Raw genomic sequence first — 19,471 nt, forward strand, 5'->3', positions numbered from 1 at the left:
CCCCGCCAAGCAAAAAGGCCCGGGTCTCTGACCTGGGCCTTCATCATGGAGCGGGTGACGAGAATCGAACTCGCGCTCTCAGCTTGGGAAGCTGATGTTCTACCATTAAACTACACCCGCGTAAGACGGCCGGGCCCCCGCTGGAGCCCGTGTCCGAATGCTCGCTCACTGTACCTCATCGTAGGCCCCCGGTGCTGAAGCCCTGGGGGCTGAGTGGGTTTCAGGCATGGGATCGGGGTGTGGGGGAACGGAGTTGGGGCGTACGGTGGCGGGGTCGGAGTGCCGCCTGGAGAGTCGTCTCCTTGATCCCGTAATGTGGCTTTTGTCGTCAGGGTAGTCAGCCAGACGCGGCTCTTGGGGAAGGGACTCTTGGACTTGATGGAACGCACCCTCGTCCGCTGTGCCGATGGGCACGTGTTCAGTACCGCTTCGTTCCCGATGCAGCAGGCCGAGCGGCTCGGCCCCGGCCGGCTCGTCCGGTGTCCACGGTGTGCCCGGCTGCGCAGTGTCGTGCCGGTGGCTCTTCAGAAGCGATAGCGGCGGTAGCGGCAGTCGCGGGAGTAGAGGAAGTAGCGGAAAGTAGCGGCCGCGGTAACAGCGGCAACAGCAGTAACTCGGCGCGTGGAGTCGTCACGGTTGTTACGGCTCCGCGCGCCTTGCGTATCCTCGGGACGTGCTTCTCTCAGACAAGGACATCCGGGCCGAGATCGACGCCGGGCGGGTGCGGATCGATCCCTACGACGAATCCATGGTGCAGCCGTCGAGCATCGACGTGCGGCTGGACCGCTACTTCCGGGTGTTCGAGAACCACCGGTACCCGCACATCGACCCCTCCGTCGAGCAGGCGGACCTCACGCGGCTGGTGGAGCCGGAGGGCGACGAGCCGTTCATCCTGCATCCCGGGGAGTTCGTGCTCGCCTCCACGTACGAGGTGATCACGCTGCCCGACGATCTTGCCTCCCGGCTCGAAGGGAAGAGTTCCCTCGGGCGGCTGGGGCTGGTCACGCACTCCACCGCCGGGTTCATCGACCCCGGGTTCTCCGGGCATGTGACCCTTGAGCTGTCCAATCTCGCCACCCTGCCCATCAAGCTCTGGCCCGGCATGAAGATCGGCCAGCTGTGCATGTTCCGGCTGAGCTCGCCCGCCGAGGCCCCCTACGGCAGTGAGCGGTACGGGTCCCGGTACCAGGGCCAGCGCGGGCCCACCGCCTCCCGTTCCTACCTCAACTTCCACCGGACGCAGGTGTGAGTGACGTGGGCGACGTGCGGGAGAACCTCACCTACGAGCGGTTCGGGGTCGCCGTGCGCGAGCTCGCGCAGACGATCGCCGACGACGGGTACGAGCCGGACATCGTCCTCAGCATCGCGCGCGGCGGAGTCTTCGTCGCGGGCGGGCTCGCCTACGCCCTGGACTGCAAGAACATCCACCTGGTGAATGTCGAGTTCTATACGGGCGTGGGGACCACCCTTCCGATGCCCGTCATGCTCGCTCCCGTCCCGAACGCCATCGACTTCTCCGACAAGAAGGTCCTGATCACCGACGACGTGGCGGACACGGGGAAGACGCTCAAGCTCGTGCGCGACTTCTGTGTCGAGGCCGTCGCCGAGGTGCGGTCCGCGGTGATCTACGAGAAGTCTCAGTCCCTCGTGAAGTGCGACTACGTGTGGCGGCGGACGGATGACTGGATCAACTTCCCGTGGAGTGTGTTGCCTCCGGTAGCCAAGTCCGGGGAGCCGCCGAAGCCGAACAGGGAAGCACTCTGACCGACCGGCTCGACAGGGATGGGCCCCGGCTCCACGCCGGGGCCCGTTTCATGGCGTTATTGCACGTCGACGTAGTCACCGGCCGCCGAGACGGCCGGGGTGGTCGTGGTGCCGGCGAAGCTCCAGCGCCAGTAGCCGTCCACCGATGCGGTGGTCGTGGTCTTCAGGTCACCCGTGCTGGACGTGTTCACCGTCTTGAGGGTGGTGTACGTGCTGGTGCCCGCCTTGCGGAACTGGAGCTTGACGGGCTGCGCGGTGTAGCCCGTGTAGGTGTCGGTGTCCCAGTTCGCCCGGGTGAGCTTTCCGATGACCGTGAGGGTCTTGCCCTTGGCGATCGGTTCCGGGGACGCGTTGACGGTCAGCTTGGAGGACCGCTGCAGGCGGGCGGTCGTGTAGGTGTCCCGCCGGGTCCAGCTGCCGTCGTTGGCCGATGCCTCGACCGAGACCTTCCAGGTCCCGGCGTCGGCGTTGGTGAGCCACCAGTCCGGTTCGAAGGTGAACGTCTTCGAGCAGGTGGAGGTGGTCGCGTCGGCGGCCACGCAGTCCGCGGGGGTGGTGTCCTCGTTCGGCGTGATGTAGCCGTCGGGGTTGTCGGGATCGGTTCCGCGCCACAGGTGGAAGTCGGCGTCCCAGATGCCCGAAGGATCGGTGGCGGTCACCGAGACCGTGACGGTCTTGTCGGCGACGCCGACGACGACGTTCTTGCCGCCGTTGACGGAGACACCGGTGACCTGGATGTCGCCGACGGTCTCGTCCGCGTACGCGGCGGGGCCGACGAGTCCGCCCAGCGCGGTGGCGGCGGCGAGCACGGCGAAGGTTGCGCGCTTGCGCATAAAGCTCCCAAGGCTAGGAAACCGCACCCGCCGGATTCGCGGCGCGGCGGGTCATGAGCGGCTGACCGTCAGCGGTCGAACGCGGTTCCACCGCGGGTCAGCGCATGTCGCACTTCCTCCAGCGTTCGGGATGCCACAGGCGTCACACAGATATCTCGCGGGCCGATGGAAAGGGCCCCCGGCTGACACGCCGGGGGCCCTTCTCACGCCGGTGAACTGCCCAGAAGCTAGAACGTCCCCAGCTTCACGATCGACAGCAGCGCGATCAGCTGGATCGCCGACGCGCCCAGGGCCTTCGGCCAGGGGAGGTCGTGGGAGCGGCTGACCATCAGGGTCAGCAGGGCGCCTGCGGCGACCCAGGTGGCCCAGCCGAGGAGCTGTACGAAGCCCGTGTCGCCGCCGAAGAACATGGCGAAGACCAGGCGGGGGGCGTCCGTGAGGGACATGATCAGCATGGAGAGGCCGACCGTGGGCTGCCAGGCGCCGTCGCCGCCGAGCTGGCGGGCCAGGGTGTGGGTGACCACGCCCAGGATGAAGGCCGACAGGACCATCGCCACGGCCGTCGTCAGGACGATCGGGACGGCGTTGGAGAGCGTGGCGTTGATCGCGTCCGCACGGGCGCCGTCGAAGCCGAAGACGGCGAGGAGGCCGTAGAGGAAGGTCACGACGACGGCGGGGACCCACATCGTGTAGTCCCGCATCCGGAGGAAGGTCTGGTCGGGGGAGAGGACGATTCCCCGCAGCAGTTCCTTCCAGTGCAGGGGCGGGCCGATCGGACCGGAGGGGGCCGCCGCGCCCGCGTGGTAGGTCTCGCCCTGGGAGTAGGAGGCGGCCTCGTCGACGGAGAAGGCCTGGGTGTGGCCCGGGCTGTTGGCCGCGTACGGGTCGGGGGTGCCGCCCTGGCCCGGGTAGCCGCCGTCGTCGTAGCCGTCGCCGAAGTACTCCGGGCCGTCGCCGCCCTGGCCGCCGCCCGGGTAGCCGCCGTTCGCCTGGGGCCACTGGCCGCCCGCACCCGGGCCGGCGCCGTACTGCGGGCGCTGCTGCTGCGGGTACGGCTGCGGCGCCGGCGGGTAGCCGTACGACGGCCCCTGCTGTCCGCGCGACGGACCTTGCTGTCCGCGCGACGGCCCCTGCTGTCCGCGCGGGGGTCCCTGCTGCCCGTACGACGGCCCCTGCGGCGCCTGCTGTCCCTGCGGGGTCCGGTTGTCCCGGCCGCCGCGTCCGATCCTGAATCCAGCCACGTTGTCGAACGTACCTGGTCCCGGGGAGTGACGTGCCGGGCCCGGCGATCCGGGCCCGGCTTTGCTGCCGAGCTGTGACATCCCCTAAGGGGTCGTCAGAGTTTCGTCAGGGGTGCGTCGGGGGCGGTCACCGGCCCATCAGGAAGCCCAGGCGCGGATAGCCCGAGGCGGACACTCCGGTCGCCGACGGACCGAAGCTCACCGCGCCGGCCGTTCTGACGCCCGAGGCCGAGCCGCGCAGGCTCCACACCGCCCCGTCCGAGCCGTTCTCCCCGAAGGCGCCGACGGAGAGGTCGGCCTTGCCGTCGCCGTCGAGGTCGGCCAGCCGGACCGCCGAGCCGAACCAGTCGTTGTCCTCGGCGGTGCCGGGGACGCCGGCGGTGTCCTGCGAGAAGGCCTGGGAGCCGGTGCCGGTCAGTCCGGCGGAGGAGCCGCGCAGCACGGTGACGGTGCCGGTCTGCCAGGCGGAGCCGATGGCCTCGTAGAGGGCGCCGACCGCGACGTCCGCGTACCCGTCGCCGTCGACGTCGCCGACGGAGAGCGAGTGGCCGAACCAGTCCTCCGGCTCGTCGGAGCCGGGGACGCCGGGGCTGTTCTGGGTGATCGTCTGCCGGGCGCCCTCCAGGCCCCTGACGCCACCGAAGTACGCGCTGACCGAGCCGCCGTCGCCCGCGGAGACCTTGCCGGGGGCCGCGGCCGTGACCACGTCGTCGTAGCCGTCGCCGTTGAGGTCGCCGACGGCCGCCGTGTCCCGGCTGTCGTTGCGCAGGACGGTCTCGAGGGAGAGCGGGGAGGCGTTGGCGGAGCCGTCGTAGACCAGGGTGCCGTCGTAGGACGCCGAGCCGTCGGAGTGGTACGTGCCGCTGATCACCAGGTCGTCGGAGCCGTCGTCGTTGAGCTCGCCGGCGGCGAGGGACCGGGCGCCGTAGCCGGTGCCGGTCTCCAGGTCGGTGTGCAGTGCGAAGCGGGACTGAGCGCCGGAGGTCTTGGTGAAGCCGCCCCGGAAGATCCAGGCGTCGCTGTCCGTGCTGCCGACGGCCAGGTCGGGCCGGTGGTCGCCGGTGAAGTCGCCGACGGTCAGGGACATGCCGTACCGGTCGTGGGCGGAGGGTGCGGGGTCGGGGACGGCCAGGCCGCCGGAGAGGCCGTTCTCGCCGCCCCAGACGATCACCGCGGTGCCGCCGTCGGTGTCGGAGCCGGCGTCCTCCTTGGCGGCGCCGACCACCAGGTCGGCGTACCCGTCGGCGTTGAGGTCGCCGGAGGCGAGCGCCGAGCCGAACTCGTCGTTCTTCTCGGCGGTGCCGGGGACACCGGCGCTGTTCTGTGTGATCACCGTGCGGCGGGCGGCGGTGATCCCGGACTTCGAACCGTAGTTCACGACCACCGCGCCCGCGTACGTCACCCCGCCCACGGTGGCGGAGGGCGCGGCGGTGACGAGGTCGCGGTAGCCGTCGCCGTTGAAGTCGTCGGCGTACTCGGCGGGGGCGGCGGTCGCCGTGCCGAAGGGCAGGGCGGTGAGCAGACCGGTGGTCAGGGTCGCCGCCACCAGGAGGGTGCGCTTGCGCATGGGGATCCGTTCAGGGCGCGTGGATGTCCGTCGAGGGCGCAGGGGGCCGTTCGGGAGGAGTGGGCGCTGGTCAGCCGTTCAGCACCGAGCCGTAGGCCGGGGCGCCCGCCGTGGAGACGCCGGTGGCCGAGGGGCCGAAGCTCAGCGCGGCGGTCGTGGTCGGGCCCGAGGCCGAGCCGCGCAGGGACCACACCGTGCCGTCGCCGGAGTTCTCCCCGGGGCCGCCGACGGTCAGCTCGGCGCGGTGGTCGCCGGAGTGGTCGGCGAGCACGACCCGGGCGCCGAAGCGGTCGCCCTTCTCGCCGGTGCCGGGGACGCCCGCGGTGTTCTGGGTGAAGGACTTGCCGCCCGTGGTCCTCAGGCCGGAGGCCGAGCCGTACAGGACGGTGACGGCGCCGGCGCCGGAGTCCTCGCCGGACGCGCCGACGGCCAGGTCCGCGTAGCCGTCGCCGTTGAGGTCGCCCAGGAAGACGCTGCTGCCGAAGGCGTCGCCGGTCTCGGCCGTGCCGGGCACGCCGGTGGTGTCCTGGGTGACGACGAACGGGTTGCGGGAGGTGTCGCGGCCGTCCGGGCCGCCGTAGACGATCGTGACGACGCCGCCCTTGGCGCCCGCCGGGTCGGCGGAGGTCTCGCGCTCGTTGCCGATCGCGATGTCCGCGTACCCGTCGTGGTCGATGTCGCCGATCGAGGAGACGTAGCCCGCGGGGAGGGTCTGCATCCAGTCGGTGTAGTTGCCGATGGACGGGTCGGGCACCAGGTTGGTGATCGCGTCGTCGGTGCCCGCCCGGCGTCCGTGCACCACCAGGCTGGTGTGCCAGGAGGCCGGTACGGAGCCTACGGACAGGGACGTGATGCCGTACGAGTCCGAGTAGGAGCTGGGGAAGCCGGCGCCGGAACCGCCGTTGAAGGAGCCGGACTTGGTGATCGGGCCGTTGATGAAGGACAGGTTGGTCGGGCCGGTGGAGCCGACCGCGACGTCCAGGTCGCCGTCGTCGTCGAGGTCGCCCGCGGCCAGCGCCTGCCCGTAGCGGTCCACGTCCTCGTTCCAGTAGTTGATGAGCGTACGGGCCCCGGAGAGGCCGGACTTGGAGCCCCAGACGACGACCACCGTGCCGTCGTTGGTGTCGCCGTCGGCGTCCTCGCCGGGGGCGCCGGCCAGGAGGTCCGCGTAGCCGTCCTGGTTGAGGTCGGCGGAGGCCACGGCGGCGCCGAACGCGTCGCCCGCCTCGGCGGTGCCGGGGACGCCGGAGGTGTTCTGGGTGAGCAGCGTGCGGGTGGAGGTCTGCAGGCCGGTGGAGCCGCCGTAGACGACCGAGACGGCGCCCGCCTTCGTCTGGCCCGCGACGGTGGCGCCGGGTGCGCCGATGGCGAGGTCGGTCCGGCCGTCGCCGTTGAAGTCGTACGGGGCGGCGGCCCCGGCGGCGTGCGCGGCCGGGGCGGTCAGCACGAGTGGGGCCAGGGCCGCGGCGAGGGCGACGGCGGTGGCACGGATGCGCATGGGGTTCCCTTGGCGAGAGCGGAGTCGGCGGTGCGTCACTGGGCGATGGCCCAGCCGAAGTACCCGTTGCCCTTCAGGGCGACATCGGTGGCGGTGATGGACTTGGCGCCGGTGCCGGTCAGACCGGAGGCGGAGCCGCGCAGGACGGTGACGGCGCCGTGGCCGTTCTCACCGCCCGCGCCCGCGACGAGGTCGGCCTTGCCGTTCTTGTCGAGGTCGACGAGGCGGACGGACTGGCCGAAGTCGTCCGCGTACTCGGCGGTACCGGGGACGCCTTCGGAGTTCTGCGTGTAGGACTTGGAGCCGGAGGTCTTCAGGCCGGACGCGGAGCCGAACAGGATCGTCACCGAGCCGGCGCTGTCCGCGGAGCCGACGTCCTCGCCCAGGGCGCCGACCGCGACGTCGGCGTAGCCGTCGCCGTTGACGTCGCCGGTGCTCAGCGCCGCGCCGAACAGGTCGTCGGCCTCGCCGGTGCCGGGCACGCCCGCGGTGTCCTGGTTGATGACGGTCGGCTGCTGCGCGGGGTCGGGGCCGTTCGGGCCGCCGTACCAGACGCTGATCTGGCCGCCCTTGTGACCGGAGGTCTTGTGCTCCCACGGGTCGTTGTGGTCGCCGAGGACGAGGTCGCCGTAGCCGTCGCCGTTGATGTCGCCGACAGAGCCCGCGAAGCCGTCGGCGTTCGGCAGGTCCTTCAGGGCGTACTTCATGCCGGTCCAGGTGAAGTAGCCGATGACCCCGCCCTCGTCGCTGTCCAGGGTGTACGGGTACACGCGCTCGGCGGCGCCGTCGCCGTTGAGGTCGCCGGCGGTGACCTCGTAGGTGGAGCCGACCTCGCCGATCGAGGTGTGGCTGACCGGGGCTCCGGCGCGGGTGAAGGGGCCCTTGTACAGGCGGGTGCGGGACTGCCCGGTGAGGGTGACGTCGGCCTTGCCGTCGCCGTCGAAGTCGCCGACCGCGACGCCGGAGGCGAAGCCGCCCCCCTCGGAGAGGGTGGACGGCTGGGGCAGCACCGCACCGCCGGACAGGCCGGAATTGCCGCCCCACAGGACGGTGGCGGAGCCGACGCCGTCGCGGTCGCCGATGCTCTCGCTGGGGGCGCCGACGACGAGGTCGGAGTAGCCGTCGCCGTCCAGGTCGCCGGCGGCCAGGCTGCTGCCGAAGCTGTCCAGTTCCTCGGCCGTGCCCGGCACCCCGGCGGAGTTCTGGGTGATCACGGTCCGCTTGGCGGCCGACACCCCGGAGGACGAGCCGTAGAGCACGACGACGGCCCCCGCCAGCTGCGCGGAGCCGACCTGGGTGCCGGCGGCGCCGATGGCGACGTCCCGGTAGCCGTCGCCGTTGAAGTCGCCGGACAGACCGGAGGGGGCGGCGGAGGCCGTGGTGGTGGGGAGGGCGGTGAGCAGGCCGGTGGTGAGGGTGGCGGCCAGCAGGAGGGTGCGCTTGCGCAAGGCGGGGGCTCCGGGGGGAGGGGGCGGGGGACGGGCCCGGCCGGGTGGCCGCGGGCCCGTCACTACGGGAGTACGACTGCTCGGTCTGCTCGGTCGGCTCAGTCGGCGAAGAGGGCGCCGAACTGCGGGCTGCCCGACGTCGAGACGCCGACGGCGCTCGCGGCGATGGCGCGGGAGCCGGTCGTGGTGATCTTCGTGCCGCTGGAGGGCAGGTAGGTCAGCGCGCCGTCGCCGCCGTTCTCGTACGAGCCCACCACCAGGTCGGCCTTGCCGTCGCCGGTGATGTCGTCGAGCTTGACGTCGGCGCCGAAGAGGTCGGTCTTCTCGTCGCTGCCGGGGACACCCGCGGTGCTCTGGGCGAACGACTGGGCGCCGGAGGCGGTGTTGATGCCGGAGGCGGAGCCGTACAGGACGGTGACCTGGCCGGTGTTGGTGACGCCGCCGATGTCCTCGTTAGGGGAGCTGGCGACGAGGTCCTGGTAGCCGTCGCCGTTGATGTCGCCGAGGTCGAGGTCCCAGCCGAAGCCGTCGCCGGTCTCCGAGGTGCCGGGCACGTTGCCGGTGTTCTGGTTGACGGACTTGGTCGTGCCGGGACCGGAGGCGGAGCCGTAGGTGATGGCCACCCGGCCGCCCTTGGCGCTGTCGGGGACGGATGTGCCGTTCTCGGTCGTGGTGTCCCAGGAGGCGCCGCTGACGATGTCGCCGAAGCCGTCGCCGTTGATGTCACCGACGGCCGTGACGATGCCGGACTTGAGGGCCTTGGCGGAGGACACGCTCAGGCCGTTCGCGGTGCCGGGCAGCCAGTAGTTGGTGTTCCAGTGGCTGCTGGTCCTCGTCTCGTACCCGTCGACGATCAGGTCGGTACGGCCGTCGCCGTTGACGTCACCGGCCGTCAGGCTCATCGGGCCGAAGGGGGAGTCGTTGCTGCCGGCCACGATGGGCGGCTTGATGCTGGTGCGCCCGCCCGGGGTGCCGGAGGCGCTGAAGCCGCCCTTGTACACGTAGAGCGTGCTGGAGGAGTTGCCGACGGCCAGGTCGGCCTTGCCGTCGCCGTCGAAGTCGCCGGCGGCGAGGTCCTTGCCCCAGTAGTCGTGGGAGCCGGCGGCCGGGTCGGGGACGTCGACGCCCTTGCCGGTGAGGCCGCTCGCGGAGCCCCAGAGGATGGCGAGGGCGCCGCCGTTGGTGTCGGTGCCCACCTTCTCGTACGGGGAGCCGACGGCGAGGTCGTCGTAGCCGTCGCCGTTGAAGTCGGCGTACGCCAGCTCCGCGCCGAACCCGTCACCGGCCTCGGCGGTGCCCGGGACGCCGGCGGTGTTCTGGCTGAGGGTGGTGCGCTTGGCGGAGGTGACACCGGTGGCGCTGCCGTACAGCGCGATGACCTGGCCGGCGTTCTTGTGGCCGCTGACGTAGGCGGTGGCGGCGGAGGTGACCACGTCGCCGACGCCGTCGCCGTTGAAGTCGGCCTTCGCGACCGTGGTGGAGTCCGCGGCCGAGGCGGTCGTGGCCGCGAAGGTGAGCAGACCGCCCGTCAGCGCGACCGTGGTGGCCGTCGCGAGGGCGAGTCGCAGGTGGGTGTGCATGCGGGGTCTCCTGCTGCATGCGGGGGATGCCTGGAGGGCATCCGCAGTCGATGGGGTGCGGACCGTCCGTGTTGCCGGTTTCGCTGTGTTCGCCGCGCGTTGTCCCTGGGGACATGCGCGGTTCCGGGGCGGTCGGCGATCAGGAGACCTGCGGTGGGACGTAAGGGTTGTACGTGAGTTCGGTAAATTTCTGAGGCTGCCGTGGGGGTGCGCACCGCGGGTGTACCGCCGTGTGCCCAGCCCCGACGGCAACCGGACCCGGCTATCTGCGGGTCGCCTCCCACAGGGTCACCGCCAGGGCCGTGCAGGACGTCACCGCCGCCAGCGACGGAAGGGGCCAGCGGCCGCGTTCCAGGGCGTCGAGGCGGTCCTCGTGGTCGCCGAGGGTCTTGTCGGTCTGGTCGGCGCGCTGGAGGAGCAGGGCCAGGTCGCCCCGGGTGGTGGCGAACCCGACGTCGACCGAGCGGCGCAGGCGTTCCAGTTCCAGGGCCACTCCCTCCGCTTCTCGGGTCGTCATCGCCTCCCCTCCTTGCGGAGCCAGGACGGAAGGAGGCGCTCCACCTCCGGCAGGGCCATCACGCGCGCGAGCGCGGCGGCGACCGCCACCACGCCCGCGACCGCCGGGGCGCTGCGGGCCGCGGGCTGTCCGGCGAGCAGCGGGACGAGTGCGACGAGGGTCTGGACGGCCGTCCGCAGGGTGCGGCGCGTGGCATCGCTCATGGCGGGCCTCCTCGGGTGCGATCGGTCAGGGCGGGTCGTCATCGGGCACGCGGCACCCGCAGCCGGTCCCAGCTCGTCCGGCCGGGGACGCCGTCGGCGGCGCCGCCCGTGTAGCCGAGCCTGCGCTGCCAGGTGGCGTACGAGAGGATGTCGGCCGCTCCCCAGACCGGGCCGGGGCCGACGGTGTAACGGCCGCAGCCCTCGGCCACCAGGCGCTCCCCGACCGCGGTGATCAGCGGGCTGGTGCGGCCGGGCACGAAGTAGGCGGCGCCGGGGAAGGGTTCGTACGTTCCCGGGCGCACGCCCAGCCGGGCCGCCACGCGGGCGCGCATGCCCGGCATGGAGAACGACGGGTCGATCTTGCGGCGGGTCCACTCCTTGTGGCCGATGACGCTGTCGGCCGACCAGCCGTGTGCCCGGCAGATGGCCGCCGACAGGTGTTCCACGGCGGCGAGTTGGGCCGCGGGGTAGGGGTCGTGGCCGGTGCCCAGGTTCTCGATCTCGAAGCCGTAGAAGCGGGCGTTGCCGTCGACGGCGTCCGGGCCCGGCGCGGGGAGCGAGGTGCGTTCGGCGCGTACGGCGTCCAGGACCGCGGTCGAGCCGGCACCGGCGTGGTTGGTGCGGCCGTAGCCCACCAGGTGCACGGTGCCGTCCTTGGTGATCAGGCCGATGCACAGCGGGCCGGGCAGCGCCGCGGTGCCCTCCAGGCACAGGCGGAGGCTGTCCGAGCCGGCGGTGTGGTGCAGCATCACGCCGTGGACGGGGCCCCAGGGGCCCTTGTGGTCGCGGTTGTGCGTCCGCCAGTCGCCGTGCTCGCGGACGGCGACGCCCTCGGCGCGCAGCGCGCGCACGAGGGCGTCCGGGGTCAGGGGAGTGGCCATGGCGTCCTCAGACGGGGGTGACGGTCACGAAACGGTTGGTGAAGGTGGCGGTGCTGGTCGTGGCGGCCGACTTGTAGGCGAGGGTGGCGGTGTAGGAGCTGTTCACCGTCAGGCCGGTGACCTGGAACTGGGTGGTGGCCGAGCACAGGTTGGTGCCGTAGGAGATCGCCGCCCGGGCGTCGGCGGCCGCGAGTGCGACGGTCGTGCCGAGGCGGACGTTGGCGGAGACGTAGCAGGCCGTCGCCGCGCTGCTGTTGATCCGGGCGCCCACCGTGACCAGCACGGAGCCGGAGGCCGGGGCGGTGAAGGAGACGGCGGTCGGGTCGCCGGTGGAGCCGGTGAGGGTCTCCACGTACGAGGCGGACGTGGTCGTCCCGACCGTGGTGTTCGCCTTGTGGACCGGGCCGGGGGCCAGCTGGGCCCAGGCGCTGCCGGTGTAGTGCCAGAACTGCTTGGGCGTGGCGAGCCAGACGAGCATGCCGGCCACCGGTGACGACACCTTCGCGTCACGGGTGGCGGCATCGGCGAACCGCAGCACCGTGCGGCCGTCGACCGCCTCGGCGAGCGACTGGATGTGCTGGGGGACGTTCGCGGCGTCCGCGGGCTGCGGGTAGGGGAGACTGCCAAGCGGGGTGAGCAGGGCCATGATGCTTCCTCCTTGGAACGGGCCGGGCGCGGAAGTGGGTGCCGGGCGGACGCGGGCACAGGGGCGAGGCGAGCCGGGCGCGGACCAGCACCGCGGGCCTTGTACGGGCGGCTGCCGCCGTGACGCGGGGGCCCCGCCGGGCCGGGGTGTGTGACCACTCGGCCCCCCGGCGGGGCGTGTCCGCGCGCGGCCCGGTGTCGGGTCAGGTGCCGAGTGTCGGCGGGAGGGTGTCGAAGGGGCTGCCGTCGTCGCCCGCGCGGGCGGTGGCGCTGTCGACCGGTACGGGTGCGGCGGTGTCGCCGTCCTGGGCGGAGTCGTCCGGCGGGGGTACGGCCGTGGCGTCGTCCTCGGTTCCCGGCGCGGGCAGGTCGCTCATGCGGCACCTCCCGGTGGCTGGAGCAGCTCGCGGTAGCTGAGCCTGCTCTGTGTGAGGTCGTCCAGGGTCGGGAACTGCGCGGCGACCAGGGCGTAGCTGCGCCGGGTGCCGTACTGGGGGTCCACCGGCGGGTCGGGCGTGAGGCCGGAGTCCAGGGGGACGCCGTTGTAGGCGGTGCCGCGCAGGGTCAGCGTCTGCTGGGGCACCGAGCCCGCCTGGCAGGTGGTGCGGATGCCGACGACCCAGGCGAGGGTGTCCAGCGCGGCGCCGGTGGTGTCCACCACTCGTACGATGTCGCCGAGTTGGATGCGCGGGTCGTGCAGGACGTCCACCTCGCCGAGCACGGGGACCGGGTAGCGGCCGGCGTCGAGCATGGCGTGGGAGAGGTCGGAGGCCACCTGGCGCTGCTGCACCCAGTCGGTCGCGGGCGCCTGGTAGACCTGCCTGCCGTAGTAGGCCTGGCTGGTGGTGTTGTACCAGGCGTAGGTGCGCTGCGCCGGGTCCGCGGTCCGCTTCTGCGGCACGATCTGCACCGACGGTTTGCCGTCCTTGGTGACCGCCCACACGCTCGCCGTGCCGTGGTTGACGAACCGGACGACGTAGTTCGGGCCGTCGCGCCGGGAGCTGACGGTGACGCTGCCCTTGACCGAGGTGCCGCCGGTGGCCGCGTTGCCGAAGCGGACCTTGTGCCCGGTCGTCGTCGACGCGTCGTCCTCGATCTGCAGCGGGCCGATGTCGAGCTCGTCGTCGGCCATGGCGTACGCCACCTCCACCGCCGTGCCCGGCCTGATCTCCCGTACGGCGGTGTCGGTGGTCGTGCCGCCGTTGGCGGCGCGGACGGAGGTGTAGTCCTGGTAGACCTGCTCGCAGTAATTGCGGCAGGCGTCGATCTCCTCGGAGACGGTGAGCGAGGCGATGTCCCGCAGTGTCGTGACGGTCACGTCCGGCTGCGCGGGCACCTTCTGGAACCGCCCCGGGCCGCGCCAGCGGAAGACGCCCTGCTCGTCGAACTCGGCCGTGGACATCGTGGCCCGCGAGATCTCGGTGATCGCCTCCCACTGGGAGCCCGAGACCTTCGGCACGTCGAACAGCGGGACCGTGACGTCGTCCAGCTCGGCGCCCTTGGCCCAGCGGCCCCGCCGCTCGAACTCGTCGGCGGTGTAGGAGGTGAGGTCGGGCCAGACCCGGTCGGTGACCTGGACGCACTCCACGGCCACGTCCGTCTTCAGGTCGACCCGGAACAGCTCCGACGGCGGCTGGAGGGCGGAGGCGGCGCTGAAGGTGATGACCCCGTCGGTGGGCACGATGTACTCCCCGTCGGGAGCGGTCAGCCGAGGGATCACGGCCGCCGGGGTGGCGGCGGACGTGGTCCCCGCCCGGGTGTCCACCATGAGGCCCAGGTGCCAGGCGCCCTTCAGGGACGCCAGCTTGGGCAGGGTGTAGGTGTAGACCTGGCCGGGGCCGTCGACCGTGCCGGAGCCGACCTTCACGGTGCCGGCGGCGAAGTCGACGTACAGCGCGTACTCGCCGTAGGCGCCCGCGCTGCGGTCGAAGATCAGCTTCAGTTCCAGGGTGCCGCCCACGGCACGGGCCGTGTTCACATGCAGCTCGGCCAGGAACACCTTGCCGGCGACGACGAAACGGGACCGGGGCATCCAGGACACCGACAGCCCGGCGGTGGCCGGCATCAGGGCCATCTCGTACGGGGCGCCGTCCCGGATCCAGGAGTACGACGCCGGGTCGGGCAGTGTCTCCGGCTGGCCGTGGGTGGCGGTGAAGCCGCCGTGCAGCGAGGCGTACAGCGCGGTGAACGGCGCCGTGACGTCCGAGGCGGCGGAAGGGGCGCGGGGCGGCGGGCAGGTGTGGATGCCGCCCTGGCGCAGCAGTTCGTCCACGCACCAGGTGGCGCTCGCCACCGGCCGGGCGTACATCAGGCCGTGGTACGGCCGGGGCAGCAGGGCCGGTCCGCGCAGCCGCTCGGCGCCGTCCAGCGCCTGGACGGTCACGGTGTCGGTGCCGGAGGCCGCGGTGCGGGAGCGGACGGTGCCGCGGAAGGCGGGCAGGGTGGCGCCGTGCAGGCCCGTCTCGTGTACGACGGACTGGCCGGGGCGTACGGCGTCGCCCGTGGCGCGACCGGCCCACGCCGAGTACAGCTGGGGTGCGGGCATCCCGCTCGCGCCGCCGAGCTGCACCTCCAGCTGGGCGGAGGCGCTGCCGGAGAAGGCGCGCAGCGCCTCGGGCAGGTCGGTGCTGTAGGCGCGTTCGACCTTCCAGGACTGCACCTGGGCGCCGATCTCCCGGCCGCCGCACCGGGTGGCGTGCGCCGGGGTGCGGTCGGGGGCGGCGAGTGCGTCGGCCAGCGCCGGGTCAGAGCTGAGCACCGCGCACCTCCACCAGGTCGAGGCTGACGTTCCGGTACGGCAGCGGGGAGGTGGGCACGTCGCTGTACGCGGTGACGCTCATGGCCGGGCAGCCGTCGCCGAGCGAGAACGCGATCGTCGGCTCGCCGATGGTGAGGCACGCTCCGGCGAGCCCGAACAGGCCGATGGCGCCCGGTCCGCCGACCGGGGTGACGAAGGCGGCGCCGGCCGGGGCGGTCCCGGTGACGCCGGCGCCGTTCGTGGACGTCGTACCGAGGTACGACCCGTCCACGGCCTTCCAGTCCAGCTGGGTGGTGGCGGTCGCCGGGTTCCAGTCGGGCGGCAGCAGCCACGAGACCTGCATGCCGGGCATCACCGGCCACCCGGTCCACACACCGTGCCGCCAGCCGATGCGGCTCGTCGCGTCCTGGCAGTCGGCGACGACGGTGTCCGCGACGGACGGGCTGATGACGATCGTGCCCTGCACGGTGAACCAGTGGTCGGTCCCGCTGGGCTGGCTGCTCTGGGCGGTCGCCTGGTACGGGTCGAGCAGGTTCACGGACGCCGGGTCGAGCAGGGCGAGCGGTCCGTACGGAGGCTGCGGACCGCCCTGGAACCCGGGCTCGTTGACCCGGCGGGCCAGGCGGGTGAGGTGCTGGGCGTCGCCCGGGGGCAGGGCGTCCCAGGAGAGTTTGAGACGGCGCACGGTGCGCGCCGTGGCGATGGTGGTGACGCTCCCTTCGAGGGACTTGAACTCGGTGACGTTCAGATCGGCGGTGCGGTCCCAGCTCTTCGCGGCCTGGGCGATCTCCCGCATGAATCCGGGCCGTCCGATCCACAGGTTCCTGGCCATGGTCTCTCCCTCACCTCCGGGCGAGCTGGCGCTGTCCGACGAGGACGGCGCGGGCGATGACTTGCGAGTCCACCTCGACCTGCACGGGCCGCGCGGCGAGCTTCTCGACGGCGGTGGCGAGCCGGTGCATCCCGCCGCCCGAGCCGAGCACCCGCTCCAGCTTCGACAGCGGGATGACGGCCTCGGGCTCGCCGGCCTCGGCGAGCAGCGCCAGGGTGCCGCCGCGGCGGGCGGGTACGACACCGCCCTCGGCGAGAGCGGGGATGTTGGGGAGCATCGGCAGGTGGATGCCGAACTCGCGGCCGCCGAAGTGGGGCACCCAGTCGGGGATCTTGACGTGGATGCGGTTCAGGGCGCCGATCATGCCGTTGAGGCCGCTGATGTAGGCGCGGGGCAGGGCGGTGAAGGCGTTGATCATGCCCTTCAGCACCGACTTGATGGGCCCGGCGTGGTTCTTGATCGCGCCGTAGATGGCGTTCCAGGCCCACTTCACGCCCTTGGCGAGGGCGGCGGAGACCTTGTCCATGTTGATGAACTGGGAGACGAGCGGGGCGAGCAGCGCCATGATCAGCCCGAAGGCGTTGGCCTTCATGGCGGTGTTGAGGCCCTTCTGCGCGAGGGTCGCCCCCTTCAGCCCCGTACCGAACCCCTTCATGGAGGTCCCGCTCGTCGTCGCCTTCTTGCCGGCGTTGCCGACGGACTTCTCGACGGCGTCGGACTGGCGCTTGACGTCGCGCAGGGCGTTCTTGGCGCCTGAGGAGGAGGTCTTGAGGTTGCCGAGGGAGGTCTTGAGCTTGTCCGTCGCGCCCTTGGACCTGCCGAGTGAGGTGTCGGTGGTCTGCAGCCCGCCGCGGAACTTCCCTACGGCGTTGTCGGCCTGTCCGACCCTGCTGCCGAGGGTGGCGACGGAGCTGCCGGCGGAACCGGCCGTGGTGCGGAAGCGGTTGACGGCGCCCGTGGCGCGATTGAGTGAGGGAATCAGTGACATGGGTTCCTCCGGTCGGATCGGCGGAGCGATCAGCCGAGCGCGGTGACCAGTCGATTGATGCGGTTTTCCAGGCGGTTGATGTGCTGGGCCGCCTCGGAGAAGCTGCCGAGGTTCGCGAAGTTGGCCTCACGGCCGCGCGGCACGTTGTTCTGCGTGCGGTTCCTCGACTTCTCCAGGCTCTTGACGCGGGTGTTGAGGCGCTCGATCTGGGAGTCCATGCGCTTGATGCGTTCGTCCGCGCGCTGGCCTTGGGTCTTGAAGGTCGTCCCGAAGGTCTTGTTGACGAGCTGCAGCACCTTGGCGGTGACCTTCTCCGTGAAGTCGAAGGCCACGATGTCGATCTTCACCAGTCCCAGCTGGAAGGCCAGGACCGTGGCGGCGGCTGCCAGGCCGACCCCCTCGGGGGTCTTGAACGGGTTGAGGTCGGGGGACCAGTGCTGTTTCTGGGCGGCGTCGACAGCCGGGTCGACCACGGCCTTCACGAAGTTGTCGAACGTCCGCGTCCCGGCGCTGGACTCCTTGAGCGCGTCGATCTGGGCCTGAATGAGGGTATCCACCATGACGCGGTTGGCGGATTCCATGGCCAACTGCCCCCGGACATCGTCCGGATTACCGCGTGGTGAAGCCATGGGCACTCCTGGTGAGGTAGAGCGGCGCTAACGTGGTGACTGAGGTGTGGGGACCGCCAGGGGGGATCGATGGGCAGCGAGCAGTCCCGGTCGAAAGGCAGGACCCGGCCGGGCGAACCGGAGGACGAGCGGCCCGCCTCGGCGCGGCGGCGGCTGGCGGTGCTGGCCGCGATGGTGCTCGGCGCCTGGGGCGTGGTCGTGTCCCTCGCTCTCCTCGTGGCGCTGTTCCACGGGCACTGCGGGATGGACGGCCGGTGCGGGGGCCGCGGGCGCTATGCGACGGGGCCGTGGGGGGTCGTCGCCGCGCTCTTCCTCGCCGGATGGAGGCAGCCGCGCAATCGTCACATCGGGCCGCAGGCCTTCATGGTCATCCTCTACGCGCTGGTGGCGGGCGCCGTCGTGGTGTTCGCCCGGCCGGCCTTCTCCCCGGACTTCCCCTGGTCCTGGCGGGCCCTGACGGGCCTGCTCGCGCTGCTCGCGGCAGGTCTCCTCGGATGGTTCGGCCACCAGACGGTGAAGAACGGGGTGGGGGAGGTGGTGCGCCGTGTCTTCTGGCTGCAGAGCAGTGAGCACGTCGGAAAGCGCCACACCTACCGCTACCCGCGGACACGGGACGAGCGGGCCGCCGCGGCGCTGATGGCCGGCCACATCGTCGTCGGGCTCGGCGTGGGGACGGCTCTGGGGTTCGCCTTCCTGTAGTCCGTTTCCTGTAGTCCGTCGTGGGGGTCAGGCGAGGAACCGGGCCATGTCCGCCGGGCTCGGCATGGCGCCGGCGGTGTCCGCCGGGTCGCCCTCCCCGGGCGTCACGCCGGGGCGGGGCAACGGTTGTGGCGGATCCGGGGGTTCCGTGTCCTCGTCCCGGTTGACCATGGCGAACATCCAGTTGGCCTCGGCGAGTCGGTCGACGACCGCGGCCAGCAGATGGTCCGTCGTCGTCCACTGGGCGGCCTCGCCCTCCAGCTCCCGCAGCAGTGCGCTGTCCTGGGGCAGATGCCTGACCAGTACCGACAGCCTGCGCGCGGTGAGCCTGCCGCGGTGCCAGTCCAGCAGGTCGACGCCGTAGTGGCGGAGCAGGTCCGCCTCCAGGGCCTCGGCGTGCTCTTCGACGAGCTCGCCGAGGCTCAGTCTTCCCCCAGGCCCAGCCCCGTCTCCTTGCCGTAGGCCTCCAGGATCGCGGCGATGTCCTGCATGGTGACGTCGTGCTGCTCGAAGCGGGTGAACTGCCGCTCGCCGAGGAGGAGCCGGAGCAGTCCGTCCACGTCGTTGTCGTCGAGGTCGCGCAGCTTGTGCGCGGTGGTGCGGCTGAGTTCGGTGGGCAGGGCGAAGGTGTCGCCGTCCAGCGCGAAGGTCCAGTCGCGGCCGAGCGCCTCCAGGCGCTGGGCGCGGGCGGCGTTCACGTCGAAGGTGGTCATCACGGGCTCCGTTCGGGGTGTGCCGGACGGGCCCGGCGTGCGCGCACGCACGCCGGGCCCGGGGTGGGAAGGTGCGTCAGGCCAGCGCGGCCGGATCGTTCACCAGCCAGGTGGCCAGCGGCTTGGTCGGGTCGTCGCCCGACAGGGCGGTGAAGGTGACGCCGAGCTTGACCGCGCCGGTGCGGGTCAGCGACAGCTCCTCCACCTCGGAGACCGCGCCGTAGGGGATGACCAGGCGGTAGCGCAGGTCCTTGGTGCCGTTGTTGTCGGCGAAGTCGACGGCGAGGGCCCGCTGGTCCTGGCCGCCCGGCGCGCCGGTGATGTCGATCTTCTGCGCGGTGGTCTCCGTCTGGGAGCCGGCGGAGACCACCGACGCCGACGGGAGCCCCAGGTAGAACGGGAAGGTGTCCTTGTTGACCTGCAGCAGCTGGAACTTCAGGGTCAGGTCCCGGTCGGAGAGCATGAAGCGCGCCGGGGCCATCGACTGCCAGGTGTCGACCGGGTCGTTCTTGTCCTTCTTGTTGAACTTGACCCCGTCGGACGAGGTGAAGCCCAGGTTGACCCACGGGGCGGCCAGCGCGGTGGTGTCCTTGGCGGTGGTGCCGGCCGGGGCCCACCAGACGTTGCCGACGCCGGCGATGCGGATCTCGGTGTTCTTGAAGCCTGCCATGTGCG

Annotated in this window: 21 protein-coding genes and 1 tRNA gene; 3 read left to right on the plus strand and 19 right to left on the minus strand. The window is 71.9% G+C overall.

Features of this window, described 5'->3' with window-relative positions; genetic code table 11:
• Positions 1-46: 46 nt before the first annotated feature.
• Positions 47-120: transfer RNA gene (locus tag ACZ7L0_RS16225), tRNA-Gly, on the minus strand.
• A 553-nt stretch (positions 121-673) separates the two neighbouring features.
• Here ACZ7L0_RS16225 and dcd point away from each other — a divergent pair.
• Together dcd and ACZ7L0_RS16235 are read left to right on the plus strand one after the other, a co-directional pair.
• The gene (dcd, locus tag ACZ7L0_RS16230) at positions 674-1,249 is read left to right on the plus strand and encodes a dCTP deaminase (protein ID WP_471243097.1); all 576 of its coding nucleotides are present in this window, start codon (positions 674-676) and stop codon (positions 1,247-1,249) included.
• A 5-nt stretch (positions 1,250-1,254) separates the two neighbouring features.
• Positions 1,255-1,764: a phosphoribosyltransferase gene (locus tag ACZ7L0_RS16235; RefSeq protein WP_471243098.1), complete on the plus strand. Its 510-nt coding sequence runs from the start codon at positions 1,255-1,257 to the stop codon at positions 1,762-1,764.
• Positions 1,765-1,820: 56 nt separating this feature from the next.
• Here ACZ7L0_RS16235 and ACZ7L0_RS16240 read toward each other — a convergent pair whose 3' ends face one another.
• The 15 genes from ACZ7L0_RS16240 to ACZ7L0_RS16310 form a co-directional block, all read right to left on the minus strand.
• The gene (locus ACZ7L0_RS16240; protein WP_471243099.1) at positions 1,821-2,597 is read right to left on the minus strand and encodes a calcium-binding protein; all 777 of its coding nucleotides are present in this window, start codon (positions 2,595-2,597) and stop codon (positions 1,821-1,823) included.
• A gap of 227 nt (positions 2,598-2,824) precedes the next feature.
• Positions 2,825-3,919: a Yip1 family protein gene (locus tag ACZ7L0_RS16245; RefSeq protein ID WP_471243100.1), complete on the minus strand. Its 1,095-nt coding sequence runs from the start codon at positions 3,917-3,919 to the stop codon at positions 2,825-2,827.
• Positions 3,920-3,965: 46 nt separating this feature from the next.
• Entirely contained in the window at positions 3,966-5,405 is a 1,440-nt protein-coding gene (locus tag ACZ7L0_RS16250; RefSeq protein ID WP_471243101.1) for an FG-GAP-like repeat-containing protein, read from the minus strand.
• A 70-nt stretch (positions 5,406-5,475) separates the two neighbouring features.
• On the minus strand, positions 5,476-6,903 hold the full coding sequence (locus tag ACZ7L0_RS16255; RefSeq protein ID WP_471243102.1) for a hypothetical protein: 1,428 nt from the start codon (positions 6,901-6,903) through the stop codon (positions 5,476-5,478).
• A 35-nt stretch (positions 6,904-6,938) separates the two neighbouring features.
• A complete protein-coding gene (locus ACZ7L0_RS16260) occupies positions 6,939-8,351 on the minus strand; it encodes an FG-GAP-like repeat-containing protein (RefSeq protein WP_471243103.1) in 1,413 nt (470 codons plus the stop codon).
• A 98-nt stretch (positions 8,352-8,449) separates the two neighbouring features.
• Positions 8,450-9,931: an FG-GAP-like repeat-containing protein gene (locus ACZ7L0_RS16265; protein WP_471243104.1), complete on the minus strand. Its 1,482-nt coding sequence runs from the start codon at positions 9,929-9,931 to the stop codon at positions 8,450-8,452.
• A gap of 262 nt (positions 9,932-10,193) precedes the next feature.
• Complete coding sequence (locus ACZ7L0_RS16270) at positions 10,194-10,448, minus strand: hypothetical protein (protein WP_471243105.1); 255 nt, start codon at positions 10,446-10,448, stop codon at positions 10,194-10,196.
• Positions 10,445-10,651, minus strand: coding sequence for a hypothetical protein (locus tag ACZ7L0_RS16275; RefSeq protein ID WP_471243106.1), 207 nt, complete (start codon positions 10,649-10,651; stop codon positions 10,445-10,447). Before ACZ7L0_RS16275 ends, ACZ7L0_RS16270 begins: the two co-directional genes overlap by 4 nt.
• A gap of 38 nt (positions 10,652-10,689) precedes the next feature.
• Positions 10,690-11,532: a peptidoglycan-binding protein gene (locus tag ACZ7L0_RS16280; protein ID WP_471243107.1), complete on the minus strand. Its 843-nt coding sequence runs from the start codon at positions 11,530-11,532 to the stop codon at positions 10,690-10,692.
• 7 nt (positions 11,533-11,539) lie between these two features.
• Positions 11,540-12,178, minus strand: a complete 639-nt coding sequence (locus ACZ7L0_RS16285) for a hypothetical protein (protein ID WP_471243108.1) — start codon at positions 12,176-12,178, stop codon at positions 11,540-11,542.
• Positions 12,179-12,380: 202 nt separating this feature from the next.
• Entirely contained in the window at positions 12,381-12,554 is a 174-nt protein-coding gene (locus tag ACZ7L0_RS16290; RefSeq protein ID WP_471243109.1) for a hypothetical protein, read from the minus strand.
• The gene (locus ACZ7L0_RS16295) at positions 12,551-14,935 is read right to left on the minus strand and encodes a hypothetical protein (protein ID WP_471243110.1); all 2,385 of its coding nucleotides are present in this window, start codon (positions 14,933-14,935) and stop codon (positions 12,551-12,553) included. Before ACZ7L0_RS16295 ends, ACZ7L0_RS16290 begins: the two co-directional genes overlap by 4 nt.
• Positions 14,922-15,767, minus strand: a complete 846-nt coding sequence (locus ACZ7L0_RS16300; protein ID WP_471243111.1) for a hypothetical protein — start codon at positions 15,765-15,767, stop codon at positions 14,922-14,924. Before ACZ7L0_RS16300 ends, ACZ7L0_RS16295 begins: the two co-directional genes overlap by 14 nt.
• Positions 15,768-15,777: 10 nt before the next feature.
• Positions 15,778-16,755 carry a hypothetical protein gene (locus ACZ7L0_RS16305; protein ID WP_471243112.1) on the minus strand — a complete coding sequence of 326 codons (978 nt, stop codon included), beginning with the start codon at positions 16,753-16,755 and terminating at the stop codon, positions 15,778-15,780.
• A 29-nt stretch (positions 16,756-16,784) separates the two neighbouring features.
• The gene (locus ACZ7L0_RS16310; RefSeq protein WP_471243113.1) at positions 16,785-17,384 is read right to left on the minus strand and encodes a hypothetical protein; all 600 of its coding nucleotides are present in this window, start codon (positions 17,382-17,384) and stop codon (positions 16,785-16,787) included.
• 69 nt (positions 17,385-17,453) lie between these two features.
• Between ACZ7L0_RS16310 and ACZ7L0_RS16315 the strand changes: the two genes are divergently transcribed.
• The gene (locus ACZ7L0_RS16315; RefSeq protein ID WP_471243114.1) at positions 17,454-18,083 is read left to right on the plus strand and encodes a hypothetical protein; all 630 of its coding nucleotides are present in this window, start codon (positions 17,454-17,456) and stop codon (positions 18,081-18,083) included.
• A 27-nt stretch (positions 18,084-18,110) separates the two neighbouring features.
• Here the strand turns inward: ACZ7L0_RS16315 and ACZ7L0_RS16320 are convergent, their stop codons facing one another.
• The 3 genes from ACZ7L0_RS16320 to ACZ7L0_RS16330 form a co-directional block, all read right to left on the minus strand.
• On the minus strand, positions 18,111-18,458 hold the full coding sequence (locus ACZ7L0_RS16320; protein WP_471243226.1) for a hypothetical protein: 348 nt from the start codon (positions 18,456-18,458) through the stop codon (positions 18,111-18,113).
• A 47-nt stretch (positions 18,459-18,505) separates the two neighbouring features.
• Positions 18,506-18,796, minus strand: a complete 291-nt coding sequence (locus ACZ7L0_RS16325; protein ID WP_471243115.1) for a hypothetical protein — start codon at positions 18,794-18,796, stop codon at positions 18,506-18,508.
• 76 nt (positions 18,797-18,872) lie between these two features.
• Complete coding sequence (locus tag ACZ7L0_RS16330) at positions 18,873-19,466, minus strand: phage tail tube protein (protein ID WP_471243116.1); 594 nt, start codon at positions 19,464-19,466, stop codon at positions 18,873-18,875.
• Positions 19,467-19,471 lie beyond the last annotated feature (5 nt).

This window comes from Streptomyces sp. NPDC039424, assembly GCF_055639495.1.

Excerpts from the sequence above, each read along its gene's own strand:
- ACZ7L0_RS16240 (WP_471243099.1), bottom strand. The coding sequence starts at position 2,597 with ATGCGCAAGCGCGCAACCTTCGCCGTGCTCGCCGCCGCCACCGCGCTG.
- ACZ7L0_RS16245 (WP_471243100.1), bottom strand. The coding sequence starts at position 3,919 with ATGTCACAGCTCGGCAGCAAAGCCGGGCCCGGATCGCCGGGCCCGGCA.
- ACZ7L0_RS16250 (WP_471243101.1), bottom strand. The coding sequence starts at position 5,405 with ATGCGCAAGCGCACCCTCCTGGTGGCGGCGACCCTGACCACCGGTCTG.
- ACZ7L0_RS16255 (WP_471243102.1), bottom strand. The coding sequence starts at position 6,903 with ATGCGCATCCGTGCCACCGCCGTCGCCCTCGCCGCGGCCCTGGCCCCA.
- ACZ7L0_RS16265 (WP_471243104.1), bottom strand. The coding sequence starts at position 9,931 with ATGCACACCCACCTGCGACTCGCCCTCGCGACGGCCACCACGGTCGCG.
- ACZ7L0_RS16270 (WP_471243105.1), bottom strand. The coding sequence starts at position 10,448 with ATGACGACCCGAGAAGCGGAGGGAGTGGCCCTGGAACTGGAACGCCTG.
- ACZ7L0_RS16275 (WP_471243106.1), bottom strand. The coding sequence starts at position 10,651 with ATGAGCGATGCCACGCGCCGCACCCTGCGGACGGCCGTCCAGACCCTC.
- ACZ7L0_RS16280 (WP_471243107.1), bottom strand. The coding sequence starts at position 11,532 with ATGGCCACTCCCCTGACCCCGGACGCCCTCGTGCGCGCGCTGCGCGCC.
- ACZ7L0_RS16285 (WP_471243108.1), bottom strand. The coding sequence starts at position 12,178 with ATGGCCCTGCTCACCCCGCTTGGCAGTCTCCCCTACCCGCAGCCCGCG.
- ACZ7L0_RS16290 (WP_471243109.1), bottom strand. The coding sequence starts at position 12,554 with ATGAGCGACCTGCCCGCGCCGGGAACCGAGGACGACGCCACGGCCGTA.
- ACZ7L0_RS16300 (WP_471243111.1), bottom strand. The coding sequence starts at position 15,767 with ATGGCCAGGAACCTGTGGATCGGACGGCCCGGATTCATGCGGGAGATC.
- ACZ7L0_RS16305 (WP_471243112.1), bottom strand. The coding sequence starts at position 16,755 with ATGTCACTGATTCCCTCACTCAATCGCGCCACGGGCGCCGTCAACCGC.
- ACZ7L0_RS16310 (WP_471243113.1), bottom strand. The coding sequence starts at position 17,384 with ATGGCTTCACCACGCGGTAATCCGGACGATGTCCGGGGGCAGTTGGCC.
- ACZ7L0_RS16315 (WP_471243114.1), top strand. The coding sequence starts at position 17,454 with ATGGGCAGCGAGCAGTCCCGGTCGAAAGGCAGGACCCGGCCGGGCGAA.
- ACZ7L0_RS16325 (WP_471243115.1), bottom strand. The coding sequence starts at position 18,796 with ATGACCACCTTCGACGTGAACGCCGCCCGCGCCCAGCGCCTGGAGGCG.
- ACZ7L0_RS16330 (WP_471243116.1), bottom strand. The coding sequence starts at position 19,466 with ATGGCAGGCTTCAAGAACACCGAGATCCGCATCGCCGGCGTCGGCAAC.